The organism is Marinomonas ostreistagni (assembly GCF_016461785.1).
Lineage (GTDB): Bacteria > Pseudomonadota > Gammaproteobacteria > Pseudomonadales > Marinomonadaceae > Marinomonas > Marinomonas ostreistagni_A.
Genome location: NZ_JAEMUH010000005.1, coordinates 20293 through 45270 on the forward strand (window position 1 = coordinate 20293; position 24978 = coordinate 45270).

Here is a 24978-nt window from a genome sequence, read left to right on the forward strand (position 1 = left end):
TGTGAAGCACTCGGTGTGATGTGGAACATTTGAAAATGAAGGCGAATCCTAAGAATGAAATTGTGTTGGTAGTAGACGACTCTCCTGATGCGCTGAGTCTGATTCACGACACTTTGGAGCAAGCCAACATGGATGTGTTAGTGGCATTAGAAGGCCGACAAGCATTAACCATTGCTAAACGTATTCGGCCTGACATTATTTTGCTGGATGCCATCATGCCGCATATGGACGGCTTCGAGACATGCCATGCGCTCAAAGCGGATCCGAATCTATCGAGTATTCCAGTCATTTTTATGACGGGTTTGTCCGATACCAATGATATCGTTCGTGGTCTTGAAGCGGGTGGGGTGGATTATTTGACCAAACCGATTCAGCCGAATGAGTTAATCGCGCGCATGCGAGTGCATTTAAACAATGCCCGTTTGAGTAATAACGCTCAGTCAGCTCTTGATAGCATGGGGCAATTTTTGATGACGTTTGATGGGCAAGGCGACATTGCTTGGGCCACGCCACAAGCGCATGCCCTATTGGCCAAGGCTCGCTTAACGTCCGCTTGGCAGGTTGAGCATCTAGCGCCTCAGGTACGGAGCTGGTTAACTCATCGACCTGAAGAAGGGAATCGTTTGCCACTTAAAGAGCTCGATTATCCACTTACCTTGAAGTTTATGGGATACACCGAACAGTCGGAAGCACTGGTAAAACTGGAGGACGGAGACCGTCCGCTTGGGCCAGAGTTACTCAAAGTTGAGCTGGGTTTGACCGAACGTGAATCCCACGTTTTACACTGGATTGCGAACGGCAAGACCAATCGCGAGATTGCAGAAATCTTAGAAATGAGCCCCCGTACCGTTAACAAGCATTTGGAACAAATCTTTCCCAAACTTGGCGTTGAAAACCGTACGGCGGCGGCGGGTGTGGCATTACGTATCATGACGCGCGAGAGCGCTTAAACTACCCCAGTACTCTCTCAACATAAGGCTTAACGTCGGCGACGGTGGTGCAATGATTCGGGATTGAAATACTGCAGTAGCCATCGCCTTTGAAGGCACGATCCACTTCGAGTAAGACGCCTGTTTCTTGGCCGTTGTCGACGAAGGTGACTTCGATTTCACGCACGCCAAACAATGAAAAACTGTCTGGTTTGAATTCGTACTCTTGATAACAAGGTAGGTGCGAGGTGAAGCCTGGTGCCGATACTTTGCCCGCTTCAATGTCCGATTTGAACAAGCGGTAGCCACTTTGGCTAATGAAGTCTAAGACCGCCCGCTGTGTTGCCGACGGCAGAATCGTTAGAGGGTCTTTGTCAGAACCATCGATACCGTTTTTAATGTCGATGCCTGTTTGCAGCCACATTTTTGCAATCGTCACCCCCGCTAATTCGCTGGCAGGTATTTCTGGATGCAGCATCAGTGAGAAGGATTTCGTTAAGGTTTCTCCCGCCTCTACGGTCAGCGCCAACGGCTGCCACCATTCTTGTAGCACGACGCTGCGTTGCACCTCACGCTCATGTTCTTTGGTCTCAACGGTGGCTTTTGCTTTGGTCATCACGGCAAAAGACAGTCCTTGGATTTCCTGGGCGACATCACCGCCTTTAATGACGACTTCTACCTCAAACGGTGCGCCAGCTTGCAGGCTGTCACTTTTCAAAATGGCATCCACATTGGCTTTGCCAATGCCAACACTTGCGAGTAATTTTTTAAACATAGGATGTCTCTAGTTATTTTTGGGAACGATTAAGGGACAGGATGACCTTGTGATGCCACCCAAATGGCGAACCACTCATGGTCGCTTAATGTCATCGTCAGGGCTTGCTGTGCCGCTAATACACGCTCAATTTTGCCCGAACCAAGGACGGGTGCAATGCCAGCAGGGTGGCGCATCAGCCAAGCAAGGGCGACTTGGTCAAAGCTGGCTTGATGAGCCTCTGCTACGTCAGACATGGCTTGGTAAAGGGTTGGGTTAATGCCTTCTAGCTTAAATAAGTCACCGCCAGCAAAGGGCGACCAAGCCATAGGGGTCACAGCATGTTGCTGAGCGTGCTCTAGGGTACCGTCTTTAAAGTGTTTTAGTTCCAAAGGTGACAGCTCCACTTGGTTGACGAGCAGAGGCATATCGATGCGAGATTGCAGCAAATCAAACTGCTGTGCAGAAAAATTCGACACGCCAAAGTGCTTCACTTTTCCGACGGTATAAAGATGCTCAAATGCTTCGCTCACATGATCTGGGTCCATCAATGGCGAAGGGCGGTGAATCAAGAGCATATCCAGGGAATCGACGTTTAAGTTCTTAAGAGATTGATCAACGCTTTGAATAATGTGTCCGGTACTTTGATCGTATCGGTGGCTGCTGATCTCTGGACGCTGCTGGCTTGGAAGTAAGATGCCACACTTACTGATGATTTGCAGTTTGTCGCGCAATGAAGGTTTTAATGCTAGGGCGCGGCCAAATAAAGTTTCGCACTGATAATCACCATAAATATCTGCGTGGTCGACGGTGGTGATCCCGGCTTCAAGGCTTTGCTCAATAAAGCTAAGCAATTCTTGATCTGACATGCCCCATTCGGCCAAACGCCAGTAGCCTTGAGCAATGCGAGAGCCGGTAAAACCTAGTGGGTGATAGGTGTGCGTCATAGGATAATCCTTAGGTGATCACAAAATTCATGTGTGGTAACTGTAGCAACTCACTATTGGACTGCCTAGCGACGAAAGGTTCCCAGATAAGGATTCCCTTGCTGTCATATGACTTCAGCATGAGACGTGCTAGCCTAGTGAGTAGATTTCATGGAGGGTTTGGCTATGCGTATCGAGGAATTGTTTGGAATTGAACTGCCGATTATTCAAGCGCCCATGGCGGGCGTTCAAGACCACCGCTTAGCTGTTGCGGTGTCCAATGCCGGAGGGCTCGGGTCTTTACCTTGTGCCATGCTGAGTGAAGAGCGCTTGGCGCAGGAGCTGGAAAGCCTAAGCCAACAGACGGATCGTCCATACAATGTAAACTTCTTCTGTCACACACCGCCTGCACCCGACAGTGGCGTCGAAGGGCGCTGGCGTGCCGCGTTGTTACCTTACTATGAAGAGCTTGGACTTGAGCTTACCTCCATTACCTCTGGTCCAAGACGTACACCGTTTAACCAGCAAGCCTTGGCGGTTTTAGAAACCTTTAAGCCCCCTGTGGTGAGCTTTCACTTCGGGTTGCCAGATCCAGAATTGCTGGCTCCTATCCGCGCATGGGGTGGGAAAATCATTGCCAGTGCGACAACGGTGCAAGAGGCCATATGGCTAGAGCAGCATGGGGTAGATGCGATCATTGCTCAAGGCCTAGAAGCGGGTGGCCATCGCGGTTTTTTCTTAGACAAAAGCATTGCCACGCAAGTGGGCATCTTTGCGCTGTTACCGCAAATCATTCAAGTAGTGTCCGTGCCAGTCATCGCAGCAGGCGGTATTGCGGATGCACAAGGCGTGGCGGCTATGATGGCTCTAGGGGCCGCTGGTGTACAGGTGGGTACGGCTTATTTGCTATGCGATGAAACGCAAACCAGTGAGGTACATCGCGCTGCCCTTCAGTCTGAAGCCGCTAACACGACTGCATTGACGAATTTATTCAGTGGCGGTGCGGCCCGTGGCATCGTTAATCGTGTGATGCGAGAGCTTGGTCCGATGAGTGCGGAAGCACCGCCGTTTCCATTGGCGACACCTGCGATAGCGCCTTTGCGAGCGGCGGCCGAAGCGCAGCAGTCAGGCGACTTTTCACCGCTTTGGGCTGGGCAGAATGTGACGGGGTGTCGTGCCGTCTCAGCTCAGGTCATCACACAAGCCTTGGCGAATATTGAAGAAATGCGTTAGGGTAGCGCATTCTCTTTGAATCCCTGTTTGGAAGCTTATCCCTATGTCCGATGCAACGCCTCTTTCTCATTTAGAACAGCAGTTAAACTTCCTACGAGAAATCGATCAGCTTAAAAGCGTCGTGCGCAAATCCCCTCTGATTGATCAGTCTCGTAAAGAAAACTCGGCGGAGCATTCTTGGCATTTGGCAATGTATGCGCTCATTCTGCAAGACAGTGCGAATACGACGGTGAACATCGGTCGTGTGATCAAGATGCTGCTATTGCATGACGTAGTGGAAATTGATGCGGGCGATCACCCAATTCATGAAACGGGTGATACTTCCGCGCAAGAAGCCGCAGAGCTGCAGGCGGCTGAGCGTATCTTTGGTTTATTGCCTAAGGCGCAAGGGGAAGAGCTGAAAGCGCTGTGGCTTGAGTTTGAGGCTGCTGAAACGGATGACGCGCAATTCGCTAAATCCCTCGACCGCCTTCAGCCTCTGATTCATAACGTCGCCACGCAAGGTGGCACTTGGGTCGAAGGGCAAGTAACCGAGCCGCAAGTGCAGACACGTTATGGCCAAGTCATCGTAAAAGGCTCTAAAGCGCTGTGGCAGCATGCTAAGCAATTGGTCGCGCAGCACTTCAAATCCCAACAATAATGCAGCAATCGTGACTTCTTAAGGGGCTTGGAGGATTAGGCAAAAATGCTGGAGAATCCTTCAAATGTCCCTAAGGCGCTGATGCTCTAATGATCTTGTGTTAACCATTTCACAACGATATTGGAGGTCACGATGTCTAACCAAGCAAACGCTCAAGACACAAACGCTCATAAAGCACGTTCCCGTAAGGCACGACTCAGTCCTGCGGCTTTGCTAGCACTCGCGGGGCTATCAGGGGAGGCCATCGCAAAGGAGCAGGAAATATATCCTGCCGGCAGTCAGCCAGCTTTTTCTGGGCCTGAGGCATTATTCGATGGTCAAGTCGATGTACAAGTGGTGTTTCCTGAGCGCGAAGGTGTGCCCTATTCTGGCGCTTATGTCACCTTTCAAGCTGGGGCGAGAACTGCTTGGCATGATCACCCTGCGGGACAGCATATGATCGTCACCCAAGGCACCGCTTTAACCGGAACCCGTGATGGGCAGGTGATCCAATTTCATGAAGGCGAGGCGGTTTGGTGTCCTGATGGTGTGGATCATTGGCATGGGGCAACCCCTGATGCTGCGATGACGCATTTTGTCGTGACAGCGAGCCAAGACGGACAAAATGTTAACTGGAAAGATAAGGTCAGTGATGAGGTGTATCAGGCCGCGGTGGCATCTTTGCAGGATGAACATACACACTTCACAGCTTTGGATGAACGACAGCAACACCTGGCTTACACCATTGCCTTAGCAACATTAGGTCAATCTCATGCGTTAATGGATACGTTGGATGCGGCTCTTGCAAACGGTGTCCCAGTTAGTGATTTGAGAGAAGCCCTGATTCACTTGTATCCCTACGCAGGTTTTCCCCGTTCTCTGAATGCTTTGAATACTCTGATGCAAGTGGTCGAGGCTCGTCATGCTGCAGGATATGATACGGCGGAAGGCCAACCAGCGACACTTTTATCAGATAAGGATGACGCACAAGCATTAGGGCAAGCTGTACAAACGGCCCTAGTCGGTGCGCCAGTGGGCGGTCCATTGTTTGATTTTGCTCCGGCAGCCAATGTGTTCCTGCAAAAGCACCTGTTTGGTGATGTCTTTGCCCGTGGCGTGTTATCCCATCAGGATCGGGAACTGCTGACTTTAGCCATTTTAGCGGTGATGCCAAATACCGATGGTCAGCTGAATGCACATATAAATATGGCACGAAACGCAGGGGTTTCAGACGATCAAATGACAGAGCTTGGTCAGCTATTAACTCAGCGTATTACTGCACAAGCAGGCGCTCGCCTTGTACAACGTTTGAACCAATAGACTATCTGCCGTGACTATGCAGCGCCTCTAGGTAATGGTTGGGCTTTGATGCCCGATCATTGGAGACGCTTAGAGCTCTGGCTGACGCCGATATTCGGTTGGGGTGCAACCAAATTGGCGGCGGAATTGCTGACGAAAGTTACCGTCGTGCTGGTAGCCTAATTGCGCGGCAATGTGTTCAATCGTTTGTGTGGAATGGGTGAGTAGCCAAGCACCTTGCTCTAAGCGAACACTTTGCCAGTAGGCTGCTGCTGGCTGATCAAAGAGGCTTAAAAATTTGCGATCCAGCTGGCGTCGGCTAAGCCCCACTTGAGCGCTGATATCGGTGATATTGATAGGGCGCGACATGTGGTCAAACATCAATACCAAAGCACGATGAACGTAGGCGTCCGAGACCGCCGGTGCATTATTCCATGGCATAAACGTCAATGGATTGCGGGACTCCGTGACCATCATATCCGCCAGCCCTTTGGCTGCTCGCTGTGCATTCATCTTTTTTGCCAACAACGCCTGAGCTAACTCAATGGTTGCTGTGCCTCCCACGCTGGTGGTGATACGTCCGTCGGTGACAAATAATCCCTTCTCTTGAAGTTTGACTGCTGGGTAGCGTTCTTTTAGCTGCTGTTGATGACGCCAATGAAGTGTCACTGCTTTATGGTCAAGCAGACCACACTCGGCTAAACAAAAGACCGCGTTGTCGATGGCAACAATATGGGTATTAGCGCGATAAATCTGTTTTAACAGCGGACGAAAGAGAGCAGCTTGCTCAATGGCCGACTGAGCAGTACGCCCACCAAACAGCACCACAAAATCTGTGTTGCGAAAATCATGCTCCTCGCTAAGCGGCGCAACATCGATACCTAAGCCACTGCTGGCTTGTAAGGGATACTGAGTCAGTTGATAGCTTCGCCAAGAACAATAACGTTGACGACTGCGGTCGTCTTCATCGGAGCTAAAACGCAGTTTATCCGTAAAGCCCGCGTAGGGCAGTAACGTCACTTCAGGAAACAAGATTAAGTCAAAGTGTGGTGCGGTCATTTTGTCTAAATAGCGCTGAATTATGTCTATTTAAGCTAGCATCTTTCTGGGTAGGATTCACTAGGATAGCCCTTAACAATCCTTACCAAAGAGAAAGAATGTTATGACGTTAGAAAGCTGGGGCGCACTGTTTATCACCTGTGTCGCTCTTTCACTAAGCCCTGGACCGAGCTCCACATACGCCTTGGCGACGTCGATTCGTCAAGGGGCAGCCGCAGGCTTCAAAGCGGTGCTGGGCAGTACGCTGGGATTTTCGACTTTGATCTTAATTGCCCTAGTTGGTCTCACGGCTTTTGTGGCCACTCTGCCTTGGTTGGTGTCATTTATGAAAGGTGTCGGGGCACTGTATTTACTTTGGTTGGCGTTTACATTGTGGCGCTCCGCCAGCGCTAATGAACCACACACAGAGATTGCTCAGCAGAAATCGTTATCTCGTCATCATACAGTCTTGCGCGGTTTCTTGATCGCCTTGTCTAACCCTAAAATTGTGCTGTTTTGGTTAGCGTTTATGCCATCTATCGTCGCAGTGGATGCATTAACAGCAGTGGACATGGCAGTGGTCATTGCCACATTTGCCCTGGTTGAGGCAGGCGTCGAGTTAGCCTTGGTGTGGTTTGGCGCAGCCGCTCAGCACTTCCTTGCTAAACACGTACGTTTGATCGACCGCTTTAGTGCCGTGATCTTTGTGTTGTTTGCCATCATGATTGTGCTATCGGAGTAACCTTATTGCTGGCACGAGTAAGCGCCCCAAATATCTGGAGCGCTTACGGTATCAGGCGAGATTAATCGGCTTCGAATAGCCCTTTTTTCATGTAGAACTTCACCCAAAGTGCGCCGATGATGGCAACGACCGCCAGCATGCTTCCTGCAATGGTAAAGACCATTTGGGTCATTTCTGGCGCGGGAGAGTTATTGATCAAGACTAGGGCGCGTTGTATTCACCTCGCACATTCATTGTGCGCTGTTTTCTCGTTTTTAGGCCTCTATCGAACAAAGAACATGATATAACCAAGGTTCCTTTTTAATTATTTGGATGGATCTTTGGCTTATGACCACGGTTTGGTTGACAGTTTTGGCTCTTGTTGCGTTCGCTGCGAATTCTGTTTTTTCCCGATTGGCGTTGGCTGAGCAGTGGATTGATGCGGCGGGGTTTACCATAGTACGGCTTATAACAGGCGCATTGGTTTTACTGCTGTTGCTGTACTTTAATCGCTTGTCTTCTAAACGTGCGCTAAAGGCGACTAGTCTAATGGGCTCTGAAGCAGCGCCTTCTAAACGAGGTAGCTGGCTAGCGGCCTTGATGTTGTTTGTCTACGCGGTGGCTTTTTCTTACGCCTATTTGCAAATGGAAACCGGCAGTGGTGCGTTGGTGTTATTCGGTATGGTGCAGCTCACCATGGTGGTTGCCACCTTTATAGAGGGGCATCGACTTCGGGGGCTTGAGGTCATAGGCATACTGATCGCTTTTGCTGGACTGGTGTATTTAGTCCTGCCACAAGTATCAACGCCTTCGATTATGGGTGTGGTGCTGATGGCGTTGGCGGGGATGGCATGGGCCGGTTATACCTTATTAGGCAGAGGCTCTAACGCACCTTTGGCAGACACCAGCTTCAACTTTTTACGCACGGTACCCATGGCAGTCTTACTTGGGGTGATAACGCTGGATCAATGGTTCTCCACACCTCAAGGCCTGATCTTGGCTGCGTTATCTGGCGGCCTGGCTTCTGGTGTCGGCTATAGTATTTGGTATCGCGTACTGAGACACCTGAGTGCAACCCAAGCTGGTGTGTTGCAATTATTGGTGCCAGTGATCGCTGCGATCGGCGGTGTTCTCTTTGTGGCGGAGCCACTCAGTATGCGGCTGATCGTCTCAGCCGCTTTGATCCTAGGTGGGATCTACCTAGTGATTCAAACCAAGGCTAAAACTGCGTAACAATCGTCACACCGGTTTGAGTAGAACTGTCCATGGTGGTGAGAGCTTCAATGGATTGTTCTAGGCTGATCGTGCGGCCTAAAAGCTTCTGTGGAGCCAACTTTCCTGAAAGCATCATGCTTAACATGGCGTCGTAGCGGTAGGCTTGCATGCCGTGGCTACCAATGATTTCAAGCTCGTCAGCAATCACTTTCGCCATGGGCATCGGCGGTGCCGCATGGTCTGCGAGCAGTAGTCCGACTTGAATGTGTTTGCCCAACTTACGCAGGCTTCTTACAGAGTTGAAAGCGGTAATGGAATGGCCTAATGCGTCTAATGAAACGTGAGCGCCACCTTTAGTGATTTCGACCACCGCTTCAGCGACATCGGCTACCTGATTTGCGTTAATGGTCGCTACTGCGCCTAGGGATTTCGCTAATTCCAGCTTGCCTTGGTCAATATCAATCGCGATGACGTTAGCGCCCAGTGATTGCGCAATCATGACGGCAGATAAACCGACACCACCGCAACCGTGGACTGCCACCCATTGGCCAGCGGAGACTTTACCTTGATCGACCACAGCACGGAATGAGGTAGCAAAACGGCAGCCTAGGCTCGCTGCTGTGGTGAACTCTAGGTCTTCAGGCATAGCGACTAGGTTCACATCCGCTTGATCCACCGTGGTGTATTCAGCAAAGGAGCCCCAGTGGGTAAAGCCAGGTTGCGTTTGGTTGCCACAAACTTGATGGTTGCCAGAGTGACATTCTGGACAGCCGCCACAAGCGTTGATAAAGGGAACGGTGACACGATCACCGACTTTAAAGCGCGTCACGTCTTTCCCAACTTCTGCGATCACGCCCGCGAATTCATGGCCCGGTACATGAGGTAATACCACGTCCGTATCGTGTCCTTGCCAGCAATGCCAATCACTGCGACAAACGCCGGTTGCTTCCACTTTGATGACCACACCATGGGACGCAGGCGTCGGATCGGCAACGGTCTGAATGGTCGGTAAAGATGAAAATTGTTCGATCACTACGGCTTTCATGGCACACCTCTTAATCGGTTGACTTGGTATCAATTGAATGTCTTCAGTGTACGAAAGTGGTGAGGAATTACCTTGCTATTTACCTCAGAAATGCCATTCTTTTTAAAAGAGCCTTTCGTATTAACCCTTCTATTTGAAAGAGTATTTCATTTATGGCATTAGATAGAACCGATACTCAGCTATTGGCCCTATTACAGAAAAATGGCCGCCTCTCCAATGCAAAATTGGCCGAAGCATTGTCTTTAAGCGAGACGCCTTGTTGGCGACGCTTAAAAAAGCTCGAAGAAGAAAAGGTGATCAGCAGTTATCAGGCGAATATTGATCGCCGTAAGGTCGGATTTGGTGTGATGGCATTTGTCCAGATATCCTGCACCAGCCACGATGAAGAAAGTACGATGATGTTTGAGCGTATTATCGAAGAATCGAGTAACGTCCAAGCCTGCCATAACACCACAGGGGAAGCGGATTTTATGCTACAAGTGGTTGCGAAGGATTTAGATGACTACAGTGCGTTTGTCGAAAATACCTTGCGCAAGCTGCCCGGTGTGTCTGCCATTCGCTCCAATATCTCTTTAAGGGAAGTGAAGTCTTCCACGCGGCTGCCTTTGGAGTAGTCAGTTAATCTCCAATTATTTTGTCAGGCACTTTGTCATGAAGCAGCTATGCGGGTCTTCTTTGTAATTTGCAAAGGGGCCGCAATACTCGAAGCCAAACTTTTCATAGAGTCTGCGCGCAGGCAGGAAGAAGTCTTGTGTCCCTGTTTCTAGGCTTGCATATGAATAGCCACGTTCTGCTGCAACGTTCAAAGTATGTCTCAAGAGTTTTGTTGCAATGCCAGATTGGCGTACTGCGCCGGAGGTTCGCATTGATTTTAATTCAATATGGTTTGGCGTGAGTTGCTTGATCGCTAAGCATCCTTGCAACACGCCATCTATCCAGCCGCTGAAAAAGGTGATATCTGGTGATCTCAGTGCTTCTACATCCAAGGCATGGACACACTCAGGGGGAGATACTGCGTACATATCTGCAAGATGCTCTTCCAATAATTTGATCACTTCACCACAAGAAAGATCATCAATTTTAATATCCATTGCTACAACTCTTTTTAAATAGGGCTATAGCTTCGAAGCAAGAATCGCTCCAATGACCTTTTTTAACTGGTTGTGTATATGAGGCAGTTTGCTCTGATCTAAAGCGTACTCATGATGGGCGGCTTTGTCAGTGTCGAGGTACGTGGCTTGGGAAAGCTCTAGTTGAATAGCGTGGATTCCTTGCTCAGGCTGTCCGAAATGACGGGTAATGTAGCCACCTTTAAAACGGCCATTGGTCACTTGGCTGTAGTGTGGCTCGATCACTTGATTCACTGCATGACGAATACGCTCATCGCAAGACAAGCCTTCATTGGTGCCCCAGTTAAAGTCCGGTAAAGTGCCTTCAAACAACATAGGTACCTGCGCCGCGATACTATGGGCATCAAATAAAATGGCGTAGCCAAATTTGCTCTTTAGCCGAGCCAGTTCTTGGGCGATGGTGTCATGGTAAGGGCGCCAGATATGGTCTTTGCAAAACTGACGATGGTCTGCAGAAGGTTCATGGCCCGACTGGAACACGGGCTGATCGGCAAATAAGATGTCTGGGAACAGGCCAGTGGTTTTCGTTTGATACAGAGGTTTATCGTCATAAGGGCGGTTTAAATCGATGACAAACCGAGAATAGTTGGCTTGGATAACACCGACGCCCAAAGCTTCTAAAAATGGATAAAGCTCGGGAATAAACCAATCCGTATCCGGCAAACATTGAGCGTCACCTGTCAGTCCTGCGTTGACGTCATCGGTGAGCTGCGTGCCAGAGTGAGGCATGCTGACCAATAAGGGTGTATCACCTTGTTGAAAGTGAAAGGCTGGTGTTTTCAGTACTGCGCTCATGAACAAACTTCCCCTTGATAAACCCGTTGTAAGACAAATTGCCCCCCTAGCCAATAACTTAGTTCTCCAGGGGATTGCACATCCCAATGAACAAAGTTGGCTTGCTTACCAACCGCTAACGTGCCGACCTGTTGTTCCATCCCCAATGCTTTAGCAGCATGAATGGTTGCTCCTGCTAAGGCTTCTTCTGGGGTCATACCAAACAAGGTGCAGGCCATGTTCATCATCAGACGCAAGGACAACACAGGGGCGGTACCAGGGTTGGCATCGGTCGCGATGGCCATGGGTACATTGTGTTTACGGAACAAATCAATGGGTGGTTTTTGTGTTTCACGTAAAACATAGTAGGCACCCGGTAAAATCACAGCGACGGTACCGGCATCCGCCATGGCTTTGACATCGTCCTCGGTCACGTACTCCAGATGATCTGCTGATAGAGCCTGATAACCAGCTGCCATGGCGGAACCGCCTAGGGAAGAAAGTTGCTCCGCATGCAGTTTTACTGGTAAACCAAGCGCTTTTGCAGCCTCGAAGTAACGTTGCGTTTGTTCAACAGAGAAGCCAATGCCTTCACAAAAAGCATCCACTGCATCGGCTAGCCCGAGTTGCGCCACCTGAGGCAGGATCTCTTGGCACACATAATCGATGTAATCGTCTGGACGCCCAGCAAACTCTGGTGGCAAGGCATGGGCGGCTAGGCAGGTAGTTTTGATATCCACTGGATTATTGTCGAGCAGTGTTTTGGCCGCCTGCAGCATCGCTATTTCACTTTGAGCGTTCAAGCCGTAGCCGGACTTAATTTCCACGCTTGTCACGCCGTCCGCCATCAAGCTATTCAGACGCTTCTGTGCAGTGTTCACCAGTTCGGCAACACTGGCAGCACGGGTGGCATTAACAGAAGAGACAATGCCGCCTCCTGCTTTAGCGATCTCTTGGTAAGTCGCGCCATTGAGTCGCATTTCAAACTCATTGGCGCGATTACCACCAAAGACCAAATGGGTATGACAGTCCACCAAGCCTGGGGTGATTACCCCACCTTCCAGTTGATAGGTGTGTTGAGCTTGATGCGCGGGCAAGTCTTGCTTTGCGCCCAGCCAAGCGATTCGCCCTTGTTTAACCGCCAACGCACCGTCTTCAATAACGTTGTATTGGCCGTTTTCTAAGGTCGCAATCTGAGCGCCAATCCATACACTGTCCCAATCCATCATGGTGTCTGCCTTACTCATTTTGTTTGGTCCGTCCTTCTCTCTTTATGCGCTCAAGCTTGGTAACAAGCCTGCTGGCATCAAGCCATTGTGCGCGGCTTCTTTTAACAAGGATGTTGCTTTCTCAATGTCTGCAGCGAAGTAACGGTCTTTGTCGTAGAACGGCACATGGGAACGTAGTTCTGCTTTCGCTTGTTCAAGGATCGTGGTCGATTTCAATGGCGCACGGAAATCCAGACCTTGAGCTGCGGCCAAGATTTCGACAGCTAAAATACCACGGGTATTTTCTGACATATCACGCAGACGACGTGCCGCAAAGGTGGCCATTGAAACATGGTCTTCTTGGTTGGCCGAGGTTGGCAGACTGTCTACCGAGGCAGGATGCGCAAAGGTTTTGTTCTCACTGGCAAGCGCGGCAGCGGTGACTTGCGCAATCATAAAGCCAGAGTTTACGCCGCCATTGTCCACTAGGAACGGTGGTAATTTACTTAAGCCGCTATCGATCAGTAGTGCCATACGACGTTCTGATAGGCTGCCGATTTCAGCAATGGCTAGGGCCAAGTTATCAGCTGCCATGGCAACGGGCTCAGCGTGGAAATTACCCCCTGAAATAATGTCGCCGTCTTCAGCGAACACCAATGGGTTATCCGATACAGAGTTCGCTTCGACACGTAGAGTGTTTGCTGCATTGCGGATTTGCTCTAAGCAAGCGCCCATGACTTGTGGCTGGCAACGCAGAGAGTAGGGGTCTTGTACCTTTTCACAGCCCACATGAGAGCTGCCGATATCACTGGTATCACCGAGAAGATGACGGTACGCCGCTGCCACATCAATTTGCGTTTGATGACCGCGAACCAGATGGATACGCTCGTCAAATGGACGACGGCTACCCAAAGCCGCTTCGACCGAAAATGCACCACAGGTAATGGCGCTGGCAAACAGATCTTCCGCTTCAAATAGACCTTCTAGAGCAAATGCCGTCGAAGCTTGAGTACCATTAAGTAGGGCTAAACCTTCTTTTGGTGCAAGGGTAATCGGCTCTAATCCCGCTACCGCAAGGGCTGCTTGGCCAGAGAGAATTTCACCTTTGTAGCGTGCTTTGCCTTCCCCGAGTAATACCGCGCTCATGTGCGCTAAGGGAGCCAAATCACCTGACGCGCCCACCGAGCCTTTTTTCGGAATGCATGGGTAAACTTCTTTATTAATCAGCGTGATCAAGGCTTTGATGACCGAAAGGCGAATGCCAGAGAAACCACGCGCCAAGCTGTTTACTTTAAGTGTCATCACCATTTTTACGGTGGCATCGTCCATCAAATCGCCAGTACCCGCCGCATGGGATAACACGATGCTGCGTTGTAGCTCTTCTAGATCATCAGGGGCAATACGTGTATTCGCCAATAGACCAAAGCCCGTGTTGATGCCGTAAACGGTGCGATCTTCTCGGATCACATCATCGACGACTTTAGTGCTGGCTTCGATCGCAGGAATCGCTGCTGGGTCTAGGCTTAATTTCACCTTACGACGACTGATTTGGCGCAAGTCCGCTAGGGTAAGTTGGCCGGGATTAATAGTGAATTCAAACATGTTATTTCGTCGCTCTTATTATTTTGCTGGAGTAGTAATCATTGGCAGGTGCAAACCCTGCTCTTTAGCGCAATCAACGGCAATATCGTAACCGGCATCTGCATGACGCATCACCCCAGTTGCTGGATCATTATGCAGCACTCGGGCAATGCGCTCAGCGGCTTCGTCGGTACCGTCACAAACAATCACCACACCGGAGTGTTGTGAGAAGCCCATGCCGACACCGCCACCGTGGTGCAGTGATACCCACGTTGCGCCTGATGCCGTGTTCAACAGCGCATTAAGTAATGGCCAGTCGGACACAGCATCCGAACCATCTTGCATGCCTTCCGTTTCACGGTTAGGGCTGGCAACCGAACCAGAGTCAAGATGGTCACGACCAATTACAACTGGTGCTGATAGTTCGCCTGAGCGCACCATTTCATTGAAGGCTAGGCCAAGTTTGGCGCGTTGACCAAGACCTACCCAACAAATACGTGCAGGCAAACCTTGGAACTGAATACGTTCACGAGCCATATCTAGCCAATGATGAAGGTGCTCATCGTCTGGAATCAACTCTTTAACTTTGGCATCGGTTTTGTAAATGTCTTCTGGGTTGCCTGATAGGGCTGCCCAACGGAACGGGCCAATACCGCGACAGAAAAGCGGGCGGATGTAAGCTGGAACGAAGCCAGGGAAATCAAACGCGTTGTCGACGCCTTCTTCTAGAGCCATCTGGCGAATGTTATTGCCGTAGTCAAACGTCGGTACGCCCATTTTTTGGAAGGCAAGCATGGCTTCAACGTGTACCGCCATGGTTTGTTTCGCGGCTTTTGTTGTGCCTGCTGGGTCTTTTTGTGCTGCGTCTTTGTATTCTTCCCAGCTCATGCCTTGAGGCAAGTAGCCGTTTAGTGGGTCGTGGGCAGAGGTTTGGTCTGTCACCATGTCTGGGCGAACGCCACGTTTTACCAACTCTGGCAAAATGTCTGCTGCGTTACCACACAGCGCGATAGAGATGGCTTTGCCTTCTTCGGTGTAACGTTTGATGCGGGCTAGGGCATCGTCTAGATCGGTCGCTTGCTCATCCACGTAGCGTGTACGCAGACGGAAGTCGATACGGCTCTGCTGACATTCAATGTTTAAAGAACAAGCGCCTGCTAAGGTTGCTGCCAAAGGTTGCGCGCCGCCCATACCACCAAGTCCAGCGGTCAAGATCCAGCGTCCTGTTAAGTTACCATCGTAATGTTGGCGACCCGCTTCTACGAAGGTTTCATACGTACCCTGTACGATGCCTTGGCTGCCGATATAGATCCAAGATCCCGCAGTCATTTGGCCGTACATAGCCAAGCCTTTGGCATCCAGCTCGTTGAAGTGTTCCCAAGTTGCCCAGTGTGGTACTAAGTTGGAGTTGGCAATCAATACGCGCGGCGCATTTTCATGAGTTTTGAACACACCAGCAGGCTTGCCTGATTGCACCAGTAGCGTTTCGTCGTTTTCTAGGTTTTTCAGTGTTTCAACAATCTTGTCGTAGCATTCCCAGTTGCGCGCGGCACGGCCGATACCACCGTACACTACTAGTTCTTCTGGGTTTTCGGCCACATCTGGATCTAGGTTGTTCATTAGCATGCGCAGCGGTGCTTCAGTCAGCCAGCTTTTTGCATTAAGAGTGGTGCCGTGTGGCGCGCGAATTTCACCTTGGCGGTAGCGATTGTTCGACATGATGTGTTCCTTTTAATGAATCTGTTATCTATGTGTAAACATGTATATACAACTTAATTTAAACATAAAAGGAATTTCTGCTTTGCGCAAGGATTTTTTACGGCGTAAGTCCCTTAGCTAGAAAAATGCCCGAATAATTGGAAGCGATTACCTGGATGAAGTAGGCGTGCCGCAGTGACGATTTGATCTCCAGACCAGGTGCGGCGCTTGATCTGTAGACAAGGCTCGTGGTCATTAATGTCCAGCAATTCGCACTCTCGAGCGTTAGGTAACACTGCTTCGACTAAGTGTTCCCCTTCGGTCATTGGCGCGGCTTTCATTAAGTAGACGTACGGCGTTTCTTGGGTGAAATCTTGCTCACCATATTCTGGTGCAAGGGTTGCGTTGACGACACGCTCTTCCAATTGAATCGGTTGATTGTCCTCGAAGTGTAGGATCACCGAACGGAAAATCTCTTGGTTGGTGCGCATCCCTAAGTTGATGGCTTCTTCGACAGAGGCTTTGCTTTTGGTAAGTTGCAATTGTTTTGCGTGGTACTGGCCGCCTCGTGAGGCCACTTCTTCAGCGATGTTGTGCACTTCAAACAGGGCCGAATGAGCCTTTTTTTGTGCCACAAATGTGCCGAGCCCTTGCTGTCGAGTGAGTAGCCCCTCTGCGGTCAGTTCACGCAGGGCGCGGTTTACGGTCATACGACTGACGTTCAGCGCTTTGACGATTTCCGCCTCTGACGGCACACGTTGGTTCGCTTGCCATTCCCCAGTAGTCACTTTTTGAGTGATGGCTTGTTTGAGTCTGGCATAAATCGGCGCAGGCGTGTCTGGCAGATCGGCAAAGAAGTTCACTAGCAAGGGATGGATCGAGTTAGCCACGTATCGTCCTACATCGCGATTAAAAACAAACCAAAAGTATACCTTGGTTACTTGTATTTAAAAACATTAAGTTGTATATACAATTAGTCAAATATTTAGTTTAGGTGATTTGCTATGACGTGCTACTTTACGAAACGAGCTTATTTAGAACACGGTTGGGTCGACAATGCTCGCTTTACGGTGAAAGATGGACACTTTGCCCAAGTAGACGTCAATGTTTCTCCGACTCCAGCAGACATTGTATTGGACGGCCCAGTTCTACCGACGGTTGCTAATCTGCATTCCCATGCTTTTCAGCGCTTAATGGCGGGTATGGCGGAAATCGCCGCCAACCCTGAAGACAGTTTCTGGAGTTGGCGCGATGTCATGTACAAGACTGCGACACAGCTAAGTCCAGAAGAACTCGAGGTCATTGCCAGCAAGCTATACATCGAGTTGCTCAAAGGGGGCTTTAGCCAAGTAGGAGAGTTCCATTACTTGCATAACCAAGCCGACGGGCAAGCGTATTCGACTGCAACAGCCTTGGGCGATGCGGTACTGAATGCGGGCTCACGAGTAGGGATGGGGGTCACATTGCTACCTGCTTTGTATCAATACGCGGGGTTTGGCCAACAACCTGCCAATACAGGGCAGCAACGTTTTATTCAATCCACCGAACAATACATTGAGCAATATAAGGGCTACGAAAAACGAGTGGCCGGATCGACGTTGCACAAATTAGGTGTGTGTTTTCACTCCCTCCGGGCCACTGACTTCACCGCCATGAAGGAAGTGCTCAAGGCAGTGGATACCGGACAACCCATTCATATCCACATTGCAGAACAAAACAAAGAAGTTCAAGACTGCTTGGCGTTCTCTGGTCAGCGCCCAGTAGAATGGTTAGCAAAAGAAATAGGCCTATCGCCGCGCTGGACCTTGATACATGCGACGCATCTTTCGGACAGTGAAGTGCAAAGCATTGCACAGTCAGGTGCGACCGTTGGTATTTGTACAACCACGGAAGCCAACTTGGGCGATGGGATCTTTCCCGCCACCGCTTATGAACAAGCTGGTGGTCATTGGGGCGTTGGTTCTGATAGTCATGTCAGCACTTCCTTGCAAGAAGAGCTTCGCTGGTTTGAATATGGTCAGCGCTTAGCCCAGCAAAAGCGCAATCGCTTATACAGTGAGCAGCAGTCGTATATTGCAGATCACTTATTTGCCAAAGCATTACAGGGAGGCAATCAAGCCTGTGATGTACAGTTGGGTATTCGCGTTGGTCATCGCGCCGACTTTATGGTGTGGGATAAAACTGAGCCTTTTGTTCATTCCAGTCCATCGAAAGACTTGCTCAATCGTTGGTTGTTTGCCTTAAGTAATAACCCGATCAAAGACGTTTATGTTGCAGGCCAAGCAGTGATCACTGATCGACAGCATGAGCTTGAGACAAGCGTTAATCAGGCGTTTGCGAAGATCGTAGACAAGTATTTCGGATAATCTTAAAGCCACCTAGGTACGGCATTTTGATACTGTCGATAGGTATCTTGAAACTGCTGCGCTAGGTGGCGCTCTTCTTCACTGGTTTGGCGCAAAATGGTGATCACACCGACCGTAAGACACAGCAGTGAAAAGAGGGACGGTAAGGCAAAGAAGAACCCCACTTGGGACGCAAGAACACCAAGGTAAATAGGATTGCGGCTGATGCCATATACCCCGCTGGTGACCAGTCGAGTCGGGCCTTGCTGATTGATCCCAGACGTCCAGCAGCGGCCTAGCATAAAATGCGTAGCGATGGCCCATGCGAACCCAGTGGTTAATAGTGCAGTGCCAGTAAGGATGATCCAATCTGCTGAGAGGGACGGCAAGAGACCAAGGTATTGATCAACACTGGGATAAAAGTAACGGATAACGCAGGTAAGCCAGATCCACACACGAAAGACATCGAAGACTTTGTGATGCCACCAGTTGGCGGAAAATACTGCCCCATGAAACACTTGTTCGGTATGCGTCACACGCTTTAAATACAAAATCCGAGTGGTGTAAAACAGCGCCACAAAGGTATAAAAGCAAGCCAGATAAGCGCGGTTGAATGTGATCACATCACTGGTGAACTCTATGGGGAAGGCTGTAGACATATCGAAAACGAACTCCGTTTGGATAGGATGCCCGCAGAGCGATCACAGACAAGGGAAACCATTGTTCCATAGAAGCCTGTGTTGCTAAACCCATTTGGTTCAATTTTATAGTTTAAATATTTTTCTCGGCTAACAACGTGGTTAACTCTTTCACTGGTAATGGTTTGGCATATAAATATCCTTGGCCCATATCACACTGAAAAGAAGTCAGGAAGCTTAGTTGTGACTCGGTTTCTATGCCTTCCGCAATCACCTGTAAACCCAGTTTATGGGCCATACTTATGATTGCTTCACATAAGTCTTGTGCTGATTTGCCAGTGTCCAAATCTCGGATAAAGCTTTTATCAATTTTAATAAAGTCGATGTCTAGCTGGTTTAGGTAAGCTAATGATGAATAGCCGGTACCAAAGTCGTCCAAAGCTACATGAATGCCATGATCTCTAAATGTAAGTAATTGTTTACTTACATTCTCATGTTGGTGCATAAGCATACTTTCGGTAATCTCAAGGATAATGGCATCAAATGGTACTTCCATTTGCTCGATATATTGATACCAGTGGTTTAAGTATTTACCCGATTCGTTGTATTGATAGGTCGACGTATTAATGCTAACGATCAGTTCCGGTGCGACAGTGCTACGCCACTGGGAAAGTTGTTTTACGGACTCTTTAAATACAAAATCCCCCAAGCTAGTGATCAAACCCGATTCTTCTGCCATGGGAATAAACACATCTGGTCCAATTAAGCCTCGAGTTTTGTGTTGCCAGCGTAGTAAAGCTTCCACTTTGCAAATACGTCGTGTGGAAAGTTCCACAATGGGTTGATACACCACAAAAAGTTCGTTGTTTGTCAAAGCCCCCCTCAGATCTTGTAACAATGTCTGGCGCTCTAAGATTTCAGTGTGTAGAGAGGGGGAAAAGAGCTGCCAACGGTTGCGTCCAGAGTTTTTCGCACTGTACATTGCTTCGTCGGCAAACTGTAACAGGCTAGATGGTGTTGTAGAGTCTCTTGGAGATACGGTAATGCCAATGCTTGCTGAAATTCTGCGCTGCTCTTGAGCAATGAAGAAAGGCTCTTTTAGAACATCTAAGATGAGCTGAGATAAACGATCAAGAATAGCCTCTTGATCCATAATTTTGACTAAAATCGTAAACTCATCGCCGCCAATCCGGGCAAGCTCACAATGTTCTGGCAACACTGACTGAATACGCTGGGCAACCTCTTTTAGAATGTTGTCACCTTCATGGTGTCCATGCAGATCATTGATCTCTTTAAAATGATCTAAGTCGATGTAAAACAAAGCAAAGGCAATTTTTTTACGTGCTGCTCGCTTGCATAAAAATTCAAGTTGTCTTTGAAAATAGCGCCTGTTGGATAGCTCCGTTAATGGGTCTAAATCTGCTTGTTGATTTGCCATTAATCGTGCCTTTTGGCTGTCTTTTAAGGCGTGATCTAAACGTCTATTGGTGCGTGCTATGACCATGACCATGATGAAGAGAAGTAGCATCACAGGAATAGAAATGCTCGCAATCAACCAAACTTGGCGCCAGTCTGTTTCTGGCTCAGGCAGATACAGTGCTTGTTTCACGTCAAAATCTGAACTCAGTTTTCCCAGCGCCTGATATGATTTCACCACTTTATGCCAGCGTGGCTCGTTGATGTAACCCACTTCGATTAAATCCGGCTGGATTAAGTCATACGTTGTTTCTGCCTCAAAAAATAAAAACTCTCGCGAATAGGTGCTGTGGTAACGCGAAATGATCCAGCTAATCACTTTTTCTGGATGCTTCAACGCATATTCCCAGCCTTCTAAGCTCGCTTTGCGAAATGCTTTTACCCTTTCTGGATGGTCTTTTAATTCTTGGTCAGAGGTGAATAAGTTATCTCCAAAGAAGTCAATGCCCTCTGAGCGAGGTGAAAAAACGCGATAAGGGATGCCAAGCTGAGATAAAAAGAACGGTTCATTAGTACTGTAGGCACTCATGATATCGACTTGATCGGTCGTCAGGTCCAGTGGATCAAAGGAATGTGGTATGAAATTGAGTGTAGAGACATCAAGTCCTTGTTGTTCAAGATAAAGAAGAAGCTCATCAGAGGAGCCTTCTAACATGATGTTTTTCTTATTCCAGTTATGGAAAGTAATGACGTTGTTTTTAGCGATGAAAATAGTCGGTGAGTGCTGAAAAACAACCGCCAATATTGTTAAGGGTAGACCGTTGTCTCTCTGAATAAGAATGGAGCTGTTGCCGACGCCATATTGTGCTCGACCAGAAGCTACCTCTTCAGCAACATCGGTATGGGGAGAAGCAGGGATGATCTCGACATCAAGCCCTACTTGATCATATAACCCCAGTTCCTGAGCAGCATAATAGCCAGCAAACTGATAAGCATGTTGCCACTTTAATTGCAGACGTATTGAGTCTTCTGCGGCCAAGGCATGGGTGATTGCGAATAGGTATACAATACAACTTAGTCCAATACGCAAAAATTGTCTCCTATCTCTACAGCTTGCTTTATCAAAGACTTTAAACGTACTCATTAGGATAGGCTAATTTTTCAACAATTAGCCAGTGATTTAGACCAAGAATTAGTTTACCAACATATTCTTAACAAAATATTATGGTGCTGGGTGATGCTTTATCCAGTGTTCGGCTATATCACAACGGCGAGTGATCCACACATCTTCATGAGACTGAACATAGTCTAAGAACTTTTTTAATGCCATAAAACGAGATGGTTTTCCTAGCGTACGACAGTGCATACCAATTGACATCATCTTCGGTGTTGTTTCCCCTTCTGCGTAGAGGCAGTCGAAGTTGTCTTTTAGATATTGGAAAAACTCATCTCCATGACTGAAGCCGTAAGGGGAGGCGAAGCGCATGTCATTACAATCCAGTGTGTAAGGAATGATCAGGTGTGGTTTGGTTTTACCTTCATCCTCGTGGTGCGGCACCTCCACCCAGTAAGGTAGGTCATCGCCATAGTTATCAGAGTCGTATTTTAATTGAGGCTGCTCTGTAACCAGCTTACGAGTATTTGGCGAGTCACGGCCAGTGTACCAGCCCATCGGCATGACACCAGTGACGTCTTTGATGATTTGTAGTGCCTCCTGCATGTGCTGGCGTTCTTCTTCAATGGACATTTCTTGGTAATGAATCCACTTTAGACCGTGGCACACCAACTCATGCCCCCCTTCAACAAACGCTTTTGCGACATCAGGGTTACGTTGTAGTGCCGTTGCTACGGCGAAGATCGATAAAGGCAGACCGCGCTTTTCGAACTCATTTAGGATACGCCAAACACCAGTGCGGGAACCGTATTCGTACAAAGACTCCATACTCATATGACGATCTTTAAATGGCTGCGCCCCAAAGATTTCAGAGAGAAAGGTTTCGGCATGCTCATCTCCGTGTAACACACAGTTCTCGCCACCCTCTTCGAAGTTCAACACAAATTGCAGTGCGATACGGGCTTTGTTTGGCCATTCTACTTTGGGTAAGTTATCGCGACCGTATCCTGCGTAATCTCGTTCTAAATAATGTTTCATATACTGCTCGAGCTCGTTTTGAGTACCGTTTTAAGTCAATAATTTATGCAAGGTTTCTGCCATATGGTGTTGAAAATGTTCGATTTTATAGATGTTTAGTACACGGGCACCCATTCTCTTATGATGCCATCAGTTTTATTTTGCTGTGCTATAGATAGCTACGATTATCATTAAGACTTGAAAGCCTTTAAAGTAGTACAATATTCCCTATTGGCATCCCCATATAAAAAAGATGATCCCATTCACCCATAGAGCATCATCGATTTACTAAGCAGTGGTATTGAAACTCATGAACGCAGAACATTCCCCAAATCAGTTGGCCGAAACCCTTGCGGCGATTGTTGGACCTAAGTACACCTATACCGATCAAGAAAAGAAAGCCCCATACTGTAAAGGCTTTCGTTTTGGCAGTGGCGGCGCTTACGCCGTGGTACGCCCTGGCAGCCTAGTTGAAATTTGGCGTGTACTTCAGGCCTGTGTGGACGCGGATGTGATTGTTATTATGCAGGCAGCGAACACCGGTCTAACGGGTGGCTCGACCCCGAGTGGCAGTGACTATGACCGTCCAGTGGTGATTATTAGCACCATGCGCGTGGATGACGTTCAGATTATTAAAAATGGCGAGCAAATCGTTGGTCTGCCGGGTAGTACGCTGTTTGGTTTGGAAGAAGACTTAAAGCCTCATGGTCGTGAGCCTCATTCGGTGATTGGTTCGTCTTGTATCGGTGCATCGATTGTGGGCGGCATCTGTAACAACTCAGGAGGCGCTTTAGTTAAGCGAGGCCCTGCATACACTGAAATGTCTTTGTACGCGGAAGTCACGCCGGATGGCAAACTGGAACTGGTGAACCACTTAGGTATTAAGCTTGGCGATTCTCCAGAAGAAATCCTACACAACCTAGAGCATAAACGTTACCAAGAGTCTGATGTGCTAGATACTGAGCAACGTGCTTCGGATGTGGAATACGAACAACGCGTACGAGACGTGGATGCGGATACCCCATCACGCTTTAATGCTGACCCTCGACGTCTACATGAGTCGGCCGGTTGTGCCGGTAAATTGGCCGTGTTTGCGGTACGTATGGACACCTTCCCGATCCCAGAAAAGCAGCAAGTTTTCTATATGGGTACAAATGATCCAGCTGTAATGGAAGATATTCGTCGCCATATGTTGTCACAGTTCGACAACATTCCAGTCTCGGGTGAGTACATGCATAAAACCTGTTACGACTTGAGTAAAGAATACGGTAAGGACACGTTCCTTGTGATCGACAAGCTCGGTACCAAGTACATGCCAAAGCTGTTTGCGGTAAAGCGAACGGTGGATCGTATTTCAGGGAAGTTTAGCTTTATCCCTAAGCAGTTCTCAGATCGTGCTTTGCAGTTTATGAGTAAGTTTTTCCCGAACCACTTACCTGAGCGCATGGAGTCATTCCGTAAGCAGTATGATCATCATTGGATTATTGAAACAGCCAACGCTGGGGTCGACGAAGCGCGTGCTTATCTGACGCAATATTTCCAAGATAATCCAGATAAGGGTGGTTTCTTTGAATGTACCGAGCGTGAAGCAGAGCAAGCCATTTTGCATCGCTTCGTTGCTGGTGGTGCCTTGAGCCGCTTCCACTTAATCCAAAACAAAGCGCAAAACCTGGGTTCGATTATGACCATCGATGTGGCCTTCCCACGTAATGAGCGCGATTGGTATGAAACACTGCCTGCGGAAATTGATGATCAGATCGCTGTGAAAATGTATTACGGTCATTTCTTTTGCCACGTCATGCACCAGAACTACATTCTGAAACAAGGTGTAGATGCAAAAGCATTGAAGAATAAGATCTTAGAGACATTTGATGCGCGCGGTGCGAAGTACCCAGCGGAGCATAACGTTGGCCATGAATACGCAGCGGAAGAAAGCTTAAGCTCGTTCTATAAGAAAATTGACCCGACTAACAGCTTTAACGCTGGTATCGGTAAAACGACTAAGAAGAAAAACTGGGAAGTTTAATGAGCAAAGCCCGCTTCGAATGAAGCGGGCTTATTTTTAGATAAAGCTCAATTGGAATTTTGCTCGGGAACCGAGCTCCTACAAAGTAACTATCAATAAAAAACGCCCCGCAGGTTTCCTAGCGGGGCGTTTTCGATTCGTCAGATGAATAAAACTTGGTGTGACAGCATAACTAAGTAGTCAGGAGTTACCGCACGAAAGTCGTTCACCAGCATACCTAACCACCAAAGGCTAGTACAGGCAGCAGCCATA

22 protein-coding genes are annotated in these 24978 nt (G+C 48.6%); 9 read left to right on the plus strand and 13 right to left on the minus strand.

The features are described from left to right. Positions 1-35: 35 nt before the first annotated feature. A complete protein-coding gene (locus JHD44_RS05850; RefSeq protein WP_199461835.1) occupies positions 36-950 on the plus strand; it encodes a response regulator in 915 nt (304 codons plus the stop codon). 1 nt (position 951) lies between these two features. Here JHD44_RS05850 and JHD44_RS05855 read toward each other — a convergent pair whose 3' ends face one another. Together JHD44_RS05855 and JHD44_RS05860 are read right to left on the minus strand one after the other, a co-directional pair. After that, positions 952-1704 (minus strand): sporulation protein, encoded by a 753-nt coding sequence (locus JHD44_RS05855; protein ID WP_199461836.1) that lies wholly within the window; start codon positions 1702-1704, stop codon positions 952-954. A gap of 29 nt (positions 1705-1733) precedes the next feature. Then, entirely contained in the window at positions 1734-2630 is an 897-nt protein-coding gene (locus tag JHD44_RS05860) for an aldo/keto reductase (RefSeq protein ID WP_199461837.1), read from the minus strand. 165 nt (positions 2631-2795) lie between these two features. Between JHD44_RS05860 and JHD44_RS05865 the strand changes: the two genes are divergently transcribed. From JHD44_RS05865 to JHD44_RS05875, 3 genes are all read left to right on the plus strand, one after another. Beyond that, positions 2796-3842, plus strand: a complete 1047-nt coding sequence (locus JHD44_RS05865; RefSeq protein ID WP_199461838.1) for an NAD(P)H-dependent flavin oxidoreductase — start codon at positions 2796-2798, stop codon at positions 3840-3842. Between the two features lie 43 nt (positions 3843-3885). Next, positions 3886-4482 carry an HD domain-containing protein gene (locus JHD44_RS05870; RefSeq protein WP_199461839.1) on the plus strand — a complete coding sequence of 199 codons (597 nt, stop codon included), beginning with the start codon at positions 3886-3888 and terminating at the stop codon, positions 4480-4482. Between the two features lie 132 nt (positions 4483-4614). Continuing rightward, the gene (locus tag JHD44_RS05875; RefSeq protein WP_199461840.1) at positions 4615-5781 is read left to right on the plus strand and encodes a cupin domain-containing carboxymuconolactone decarboxylase family protein; all 1167 of its coding nucleotides are present in this window, start codon (positions 4615-4617) and stop codon (positions 5779-5781) included. Between the two features lie 69 nt (positions 5782-5850). On the opposite strand, the gene JHD44_RS05880 is transcribed toward JHD44_RS05875, so the two are convergent. Next, positions 5851-6819: a GlxA family transcriptional regulator gene (locus JHD44_RS05880; protein ID WP_199461841.1), complete on the minus strand. Its 969-nt coding sequence runs from the start codon at positions 6817-6819 to the stop codon at positions 5851-5853. 103 nt (positions 6820-6922) lie between these two features. Here JHD44_RS05880 and JHD44_RS05885 point away from each other — a divergent pair, with 103 nt between their 5' ends. After that, positions 6923-7540: a LysE family translocator gene (locus JHD44_RS05885; RefSeq protein WP_199461842.1), complete on the plus strand. Its 618-nt coding sequence runs from the start codon at positions 6923-6925 to the stop codon at positions 7538-7540. 327 nt (positions 7541-7867) lie between these two features. Beyond that, positions 7868-8752 (plus strand): DMT family transporter, encoded by an 885-nt coding sequence (locus tag JHD44_RS05890; protein WP_233401813.1) that lies wholly within the window; start codon positions 7868-7870, stop codon positions 8750-8752. Here JHD44_RS05890 and JHD44_RS05895 read toward each other — a convergent pair. After that, on the minus strand, positions 8739-9779 hold the full coding sequence (locus JHD44_RS05895; protein ID WP_199461844.1) for a zinc-dependent alcohol dehydrogenase family protein: 1041 nt from the start codon (positions 9777-9779) through the stop codon (positions 8739-8741). The genes JHD44_RS05890 and JHD44_RS05895 overlap by 14 nt on opposite strands. Before the next feature lie 152 nt (positions 9780-9931). On the opposite strand from JHD44_RS05895, the gene JHD44_RS05900 reads away from it, so the two are divergent. After that, positions 9932-10393: an Lrp/AsnC family transcriptional regulator gene (locus tag JHD44_RS05900; protein ID WP_199461845.1), complete on the plus strand. Its 462-nt coding sequence runs from the start codon at positions 9932-9934 to the stop codon at positions 10391-10393. A gap of 15 nt (positions 10394-10408) precedes the next feature. On the opposite strand, the gene JHD44_RS05905 is transcribed toward JHD44_RS05900, so the two are convergent. The 6 genes from JHD44_RS05905 to hutC all read right to left on the minus strand — a co-directional run bounded on the left by JHD44_RS05905 (position 10409) and on the right by hutC (position 17060). Then, complete coding sequence (locus JHD44_RS05905) at positions 10409-10870, minus strand: GNAT family N-acetyltransferase (protein WP_199461846.1); 462 nt, start codon at positions 10868-10870, stop codon at positions 10409-10411. A 24-nt stretch (positions 10871-10894) separates the two neighbouring features. Next, complete coding sequence (gene hutG, locus JHD44_RS05910; RefSeq protein ID WP_199461847.1) at positions 10895-11704, minus strand: N-formylglutamate deformylase; 810 nt, start codon at positions 11702-11704, stop codon at positions 10895-10897. After that, positions 11701-12930, minus strand: coding sequence for an imidazolonepropionase (gene hutI, locus JHD44_RS05915; protein WP_199461848.1), 1230 nt, complete (start codon positions 12928-12930; stop codon positions 11701-11703). Before hutI ends, hutG begins: the two co-directional genes overlap by 4 nt. A 24-nt stretch (positions 12931-12954) precedes the next feature. Further along, positions 12955-14493, minus strand: coding sequence for a histidine ammonia-lyase (gene hutH, locus JHD44_RS05920; protein ID WP_199461849.1), 1539 nt, complete (start codon positions 14491-14493; stop codon positions 12955-12957). Positions 14494-14511: 18 nt separating this feature from the next. Beyond that, positions 14512-16191, minus strand: a complete 1680-nt coding sequence (gene hutU, locus JHD44_RS05925; RefSeq protein WP_199461850.1) for a urocanate hydratase — start codon at positions 16189-16191, stop codon at positions 14512-14514. A 113-nt stretch (positions 16192-16304) separates the two neighbouring features. Further along, complete coding sequence (gene hutC / locus JHD44_RS05930; protein WP_199461851.1) at positions 16305-17060, minus strand: histidine utilization repressor; 756 nt, start codon at positions 17058-17060, stop codon at positions 16305-16307. Between the two features lie 114 nt (positions 17061-17174). Here hutC and JHD44_RS05935 point away from each other — a divergent pair, with 114 nt between their 5' ends. Then, complete coding sequence (locus tag JHD44_RS05935; protein ID WP_199461852.1) at positions 17175-18536, plus strand: formimidoylglutamate deiminase; 1362 nt, start codon at positions 17175-17177, stop codon at positions 18534-18536. Between the two features lie 2 nt (positions 18537-18538). Here JHD44_RS05935 and JHD44_RS05940 read toward each other — a convergent pair whose 3' ends face one another. The 3 genes from JHD44_RS05940 to puuE all read right to left on the minus strand — a co-directional run bounded on the left by JHD44_RS05940 (position 18539) and on the right by puuE (position 22721). Then, positions 18539-19174, minus strand: a complete 636-nt coding sequence (locus tag JHD44_RS05940) for a methyltransferase family protein (protein WP_199461853.1) — start codon at positions 19172-19174, stop codon at positions 18539-18541. A 112-nt stretch (positions 19175-19286) separates the two neighbouring features. Continuing rightward, positions 19287-21659: an EAL domain-containing protein gene (locus JHD44_RS05945; protein WP_199461854.1), complete on the minus strand. Its 2373-nt coding sequence runs from the start codon at positions 21657-21659 to the stop codon at positions 19287-19289. A 132-nt stretch (positions 21660-21791) separates the two neighbouring features. Beyond that, entirely contained in the window at positions 21792-22721 is a 930-nt protein-coding gene (gene puuE / locus JHD44_RS05950; protein ID WP_199461855.1) for an allantoinase PuuE, read from the minus strand. A 289-nt stretch (positions 22722-23010) separates the two neighbouring features. Between puuE and dld the strand changes: the two genes are divergently transcribed. Further along, entirely contained in the window at positions 23011-24726 is a 1716-nt protein-coding gene (dld, locus tag JHD44_RS05955) for a D-lactate dehydrogenase (protein WP_199461856.1), read from the plus strand. Positions 24727-24978 lie beyond the last annotated feature (252 nt).

Excerpts from the sequence above, each read along its gene's own strand:
- JHD44_RS05850 (WP_199461835.1), top strand. The coding sequence starts at position 36 with ATGAAGGCGAATCCTAAGAATGAAATTGTGTTGGTAGTAGACGACTCT.
- JHD44_RS05855 (WP_199461836.1), bottom strand. The coding sequence starts at position 1,704 with ATGTTTAAAAAATTACTCGCAAGTGTTGGCATTGGCAAAGCCAATGTG.
- JHD44_RS05860 (WP_199461837.1), bottom strand. The coding sequence starts at position 2,630 with ATGACGCACACCTATCACCCACTAGGTTTTACCGGCTCTCGCATTGCT.
- JHD44_RS05865 (WP_199461838.1), top strand. The coding sequence starts at position 2,796 with ATGCGTATCGAGGAATTGTTTGGAATTGAACTGCCGATTATTCAAGCG.
- JHD44_RS05870 (WP_199461839.1), top strand. The coding sequence starts at position 3,886 with ATGTCCGATGCAACGCCTCTTTCTCATTTAGAACAGCAGTTAAACTTC.
- JHD44_RS05875 (WP_199461840.1), top strand. The coding sequence starts at position 4,615 with ATGTCTAACCAAGCAAACGCTCAAGACACAAACGCTCATAAAGCACGT.
- JHD44_RS05880 (WP_199461841.1), bottom strand. The coding sequence starts at position 6,819 with ATGACCGCACCACACTTTGACTTAATCTTGTTTCCTGAAGTGACGTTA.
- JHD44_RS05885 (WP_199461842.1), top strand. The coding sequence starts at position 6,923 with ATGACGTTAGAAAGCTGGGGCGCACTGTTTATCACCTGTGTCGCTCTT.
- JHD44_RS05890 (WP_233401813.1), top strand. The coding sequence starts at position 7,868 with ATGACCACGGTTTGGTTGACAGTTTTGGCTCTTGTTGCGTTCGCTGCG.
- JHD44_RS05895 (WP_199461844.1), bottom strand. The coding sequence starts at position 9,779 with ATGAAAGCCGTAGTGATCGAACAATTTTCATCTTTACCGACCATTCAG.
- JHD44_RS05900 (WP_199461845.1), top strand. The coding sequence starts at position 9,932 with ATGGCATTAGATAGAACCGATACTCAGCTATTGGCCCTATTACAGAAA.
- JHD44_RS05905 (WP_199461846.1), bottom strand. The coding sequence starts at position 10,870 with ATGGATATTAAAATTGATGATCTTTCTTGTGGTGAAGTGATCAAATTA.
- hutG (WP_199461847.1), bottom strand. The coding sequence starts at position 11,704 with ATGAGCGCAGTACTGAAAACACCAGCCTTTCACTTTCAACAAGGTGAT.
- hutI (WP_199461848.1), bottom strand. The coding sequence starts at position 12,930 with ATGAGTAAGGCAGACACCATGATGGATTGGGACAGTGTATGGATTGGC.
- hutH (WP_199461849.1), bottom strand. The coding sequence starts at position 14,493 with ATGTTTGAATTCACTATTAATCCCGGCCAACTTACCCTAGCGGACTTG.
- hutU (WP_199461850.1), bottom strand. The coding sequence starts at position 16,191 with ATGTCGAACAATCGCTACCGCCAAGGTGAAATTCGCGCGCCACACGGC.
- JHD44_RS05935 (WP_199461852.1), top strand. The coding sequence starts at position 17,175 with ATGACGTGCTACTTTACGAAACGAGCTTATTTAGAACACGGTTGGGTC.
- JHD44_RS05940 (WP_199461853.1), bottom strand. The coding sequence starts at position 19,174 with ATGTCTACAGCCTTCCCCATAGAGTTCACCAGTGATGTGATCACATTC.
- puuE (WP_199461855.1), bottom strand. The coding sequence starts at position 22,721 with ATGAAACATTATTTAGAACGAGATTACGCAGGATACGGTCGCGATAAC.
- dld (WP_199461856.1), top strand. The coding sequence starts at position 23,011 with ATGAACGCAGAACATTCCCCAAATCAGTTGGCCGAAACCCTTGCGGCG.